The sequence below is a fragment of the Nostoc sp. LPT genome, from assembly GCF_017115165.1.
Classification (GTDB): domain Bacteria; phylum Cyanobacteriota; class Cyanobacteriia; order Cyanobacteriales; family Nostocaceae; genus Nostoc.
This window is the reverse complement of record NZ_JABXKF010000115.1, coordinates 1-4046: the sequence shown is the minus strand read 5'-3', so window position 1 is coordinate 4046 and position 4046 is coordinate 1. Positions and strand designations below refer to the sequence as shown.

Sequence of the window (4046 nt, the reverse complement as noted above, 5' to 3'; positions counted from 1 at the left end):
TTACTCATCTTTGCACTCACTACTTTTATCGTAAGCGATTATCCGGACATGATATTACTCATAATTCTAGCAATAATTATTTTTTGGACATGATTGTATTGCACAATAAAAGGCGTTGCTAAACTTAAATCAGCAACGCCTAATCTTAAGTACTCAATAACTACTCACTATTCTTACTCTGCCCAAGCAATCAACCTTGGTTCGTAAGGATTAGCCAAATTTTTATTTTTCGGTAATACACGCAAAGACAAGCCTTGTAAACCAGAAGCGGTATAGGTGATATTACCCGTGTAAGTACTCAATTGCTGTGCATCTTCCCCTTGGTAATCCATCACCACTGGCACAGCGTTGACAATCTCACCATTGGCATCGATCGCACCTTGATATAGCTCCACCTGCACATCATCATTGGTCAAAGTTGCTAAGTCAACCTTGGCTTTGACAGCAACTGTTTGGTTAACCTCAATGTCTGAAGCTGCCGATACGTCAACATCTTTGATTTTGATGTTGAACCAGTGTTCGCTTAGTTTTTCTTTCCAAGCGGCTAGTTCTTTGGCTGGAGCATAGTTATCAACATTCAGAGTATGATAGCGATCGCTAGCCGGGAAATAAGCCCTTTGTGCATATTCTCCTACCATCCGCGCCGTATTAAAGAATGGACAATTCAACCGAATTGCATCCTTCATTTTGGCAACCCACGGACGGGGCAAACCATCAGTATCCCGATGTTCATAAAATAGCGGTACAACTTCCTTCTCTAACAATTCGTAGAGAGCATTTGCTTCTACTTCATCCTGGTAGTTAGGATCGTCGTAATTTTCTCCATGTCCAATTGCCCAGCCTGTGCGGACGTAATCAGCTTCATCCCACCAGCCATCTAGCACACTTAAATTTGGTAATCCATTCATAGCGGCTTTCATACCACTAGTACCAGAAGCTTCCCGTGGACGACGCGGTGTATTTAACCAGATATCACAACCCGCAACCATCAACCGGGAGATGTGAATGTCGTAATTGGGAACAAACACTACCTGCTTTTCTAAATGTTGTTCGCGGATAAAGTGATTGATCTCGCGGATGAGTTCTTTACCGGGGATATCTTTGGGATGTGCCTTACCAGCAATCACAAATTGCACTTTCCGGTCTTTGTTAGCCAGCAGAAGCCGCTTAATCCGTTCCAAATCACGCATCCAGAGGGTGGCGCGTTTGTAGGTGGCAAAGCGACGGGCAAAACCAATGGTGAAAGCGTAAGGATCTAAAACTTCTTGGGCTTGGATAATCTCGGAAGCGGAAGCGCCGCGATCGGTCAAATGCTTAACTAAATGCTCCCGCACATACAAAATCATATCCAAGCGGCAGCGTTCGTGATTACGCCACAATTCTTCATCGGGTATGGCGTCCATCCGCTCCCACAATGGGCTATCTGGTGGAGCTGATGACCAATTTGGGCCCAGGTAGCGATCGTACAATTCTTGAGTCGATTTCGCCACACAACTCCGAGCATGGACACCGTTAGTGATTGCGGCGATCGGCACTTCCTCCACGGGCACATTCTTCCACAAGCCTTGGAACATTTGCCGCGACACTACACCATGCAGTTGTGCGACACCGTTAGAAAATGTTGCCATTTTCAGCGCCAGCACCGCCATACTGAAAGGCCCAGATAAATCGCCTGTATTCTCACGCCCCAGTCCTAAAAATTGCTCTTTGGGCAACCCAAATATCTCTGCATAATATCCCAGGTAGTGCAACATTTTTTCGGGAGCGAACAAGTCAATCCCTGCTGGTACTGGTGTGTGTGTGGTAAAGATATTGCTCGAAGCCACCACTTGTTTAGCTTGGGCATAATTCAGTCCCTCTTCCTGAATCAGCAAACGGATGCGTTCTAAGGCAGAGAAGGCAGCGTGGCCTTCATTCATGTGGTAGGCGGTAACTTTCAGCCCCAAAGCTTTGAGCATTTGCACACCACCGATCCCCAGCATAATTTCCTGGTGGATACGCATATCAATGTCGCCACCATACAGCTGATCTGTGATGTCGTGGTCGTAAGTGTTGTTCGGTTCAATGTTGGTGTCCAGCAGATACAAGGGAACCGTTCCTACCTGTACGCGCCAAACTCTGGCATATACCTTGCGTCCTGGATAATCTACTGCAATCCGCAGTTCTGAACCATCGGCATTGCGCTCCAGATGCAAGGGCATATTATAAAAATCGTTGAGCAGGTAACGTTCTTGCTGCCAGCCATCGGCATTGAGATACTGGGCAAAGTAGCCTTGCTGATAGAGCAAACCGACACCGACAAGCGGTAAACCCAAGTCACTGGCAGATTTGAGGTGATCCCCCGCCAGAACACCCAAGCCTCCAGAATAGACGGGCAAACAATCTACAAGTCCAAATTCCGCCGAAAAATAGGCGTAGCATTCTTTGGGTTTCTGCTCTCGTTGTTTCTGATACCAGGTACGCTCTTGCAAATAATCGTCTAACTGACGGTCAGCTCGATCCATTTGCGCTAAAAAGCCTTCATCTTCGACAACTTCCAGAAGCCGCGATTGAGAGATTGTACCCAACATTAACACTGGGTTATGATGGCTAGACTCCCACAGGTCAGAGTCTAAGCGACGGAATAAATCTTTAGTATCAACGTTCCAATCCCAGTGCAAGTTATATGCCAGCCGCCGTAGTGGTTCAAGTCGCGGCGGTAGTGAAGGGGATACATTAAATGTGCGAATTGGCTGCATAGGTTGGCAAAACTCCAAGTTTAGCTATGGTTATTGTTTACTCTCTTTACCAATGTTGCCAATTCTTTATACAGTAGTTTGTGAAAAAGCGATGACTTTGTTAAGCATTGAGAATTATTTTTAACCTCGTTGCTAAAGTTTACACCAAGGTGTTTCTAATTCTATGCCTTACTCTGAGCCATATACTTGGTATATTAAGATTTAATCATTGACTGGTATGTATCACTTAAAAAAATTTAGTTTTGAATAAATAATTTATATTTATTTTAGTATTACTTCCGGGGATCAATTCGAGATTCTTGGCTGAGGGTGAAAATTCCCCATAGCTGTGTCCAGTAAAGTGAAATTTTTTAATTATTTTTTAATAAAATTGCGCTGTCAAAGAAAGCCATCCCGATGAAACGAGTTTCAAAAGCCTTGCATGAAAATCTTCTAAAGACTGGGATTTTTACTCAGCACTGACTCAACGCCCCGCTATCGATGTACAGCACTTTCAAGCCAGGAGGCAGAAGGGAAACCCCATAAATAATCGGATGAAAGCCCTACCAAGCAATTAATCAAGAAAAGCGATGCCTGCGGTGGTGACTGAGCTTTGTCATACCCCTGCTCTTAAGCAAGGTACGCGCAGCGTCTCGTAGAGAAGTGCGGGCTACGCCTACGCTAATTACTTGGTATGAAATCTTTGCACTAAATCAGGAAAATAACTTACAAAGGTGTTATTTTATGCACCTAGTGAAGGCTGAACTTTACTATTTTTTGTCATTGTCAGAGCTACAGCTGCTGCATAGGCAATCTCCGCTGCCATTTGATAAGCAAGTTTGATACTTGATGAAGTGTCCTTCGCTTTAGGAGAGGGGGAAGCTTTTTTTCGGCGCGACTCTTGTTTGACATCACCTGCTGCAATAGCTCGCTGTAAAATGATCCAGGCATCTAGGTCTTCTGAGTCATAATTACTTTGAAGTTGCGATCGCAGTTGATCTTCGACTACAACACTCAGATAGCCGATAGTTAGAGCTTCTTGTACAATTTCTTTAATTAAAGCCATAATTTGAACCAAGTGTGTGAGTTAAAACTGATACCTCAATTTGGGAAATTAGATGTTTTTTTGTAGATTTATCCTCGAAACTAAGCTACGTTTTAGATTTCTTTAAATAAAATTTATAACGAGTAGTACCAAGCACACATCACCCTCTTGGCTCACCCGAATGGGTGATTTAGAATATTTGGCGTTGCATAATAGAAGGATGAATGAGGGGTAGCTACTATGCATTGTCCATACTGCAAATCTACGGAGATTAGAAAAAATGG

Annotated in this window: 2 protein-coding genes; both read right to left on the bottom strand. The window is 43.9% G+C overall.

Annotated features, from left to right (window positions below; all coding sequences use genetic code 11):
- Nucleotides 1-173: 173 nt before the first annotated feature.
- On the bottom strand, nt 174-2738 hold the full coding sequence (glgP, locus tag HWQ58_RS21800) for an alpha-glucan family phosphorylase (protein WP_292867057.1): 2565 nt from the start codon (nt 2736-2738) through the stop codon (nt 174-176).
- A 721-nt stretch (nt 2739-3459) separates the two neighbouring features.
- On the bottom strand, nt 3460-3783 hold the full coding sequence (locus HWQ58_RS21795; protein ID WP_292867055.1) for a hypothetical protein: 324 nt from the start codon (nt 3781-3783) through the stop codon (nt 3460-3462).
- Nucleotides 3784-4046 lie beyond the last annotated feature (263 nt).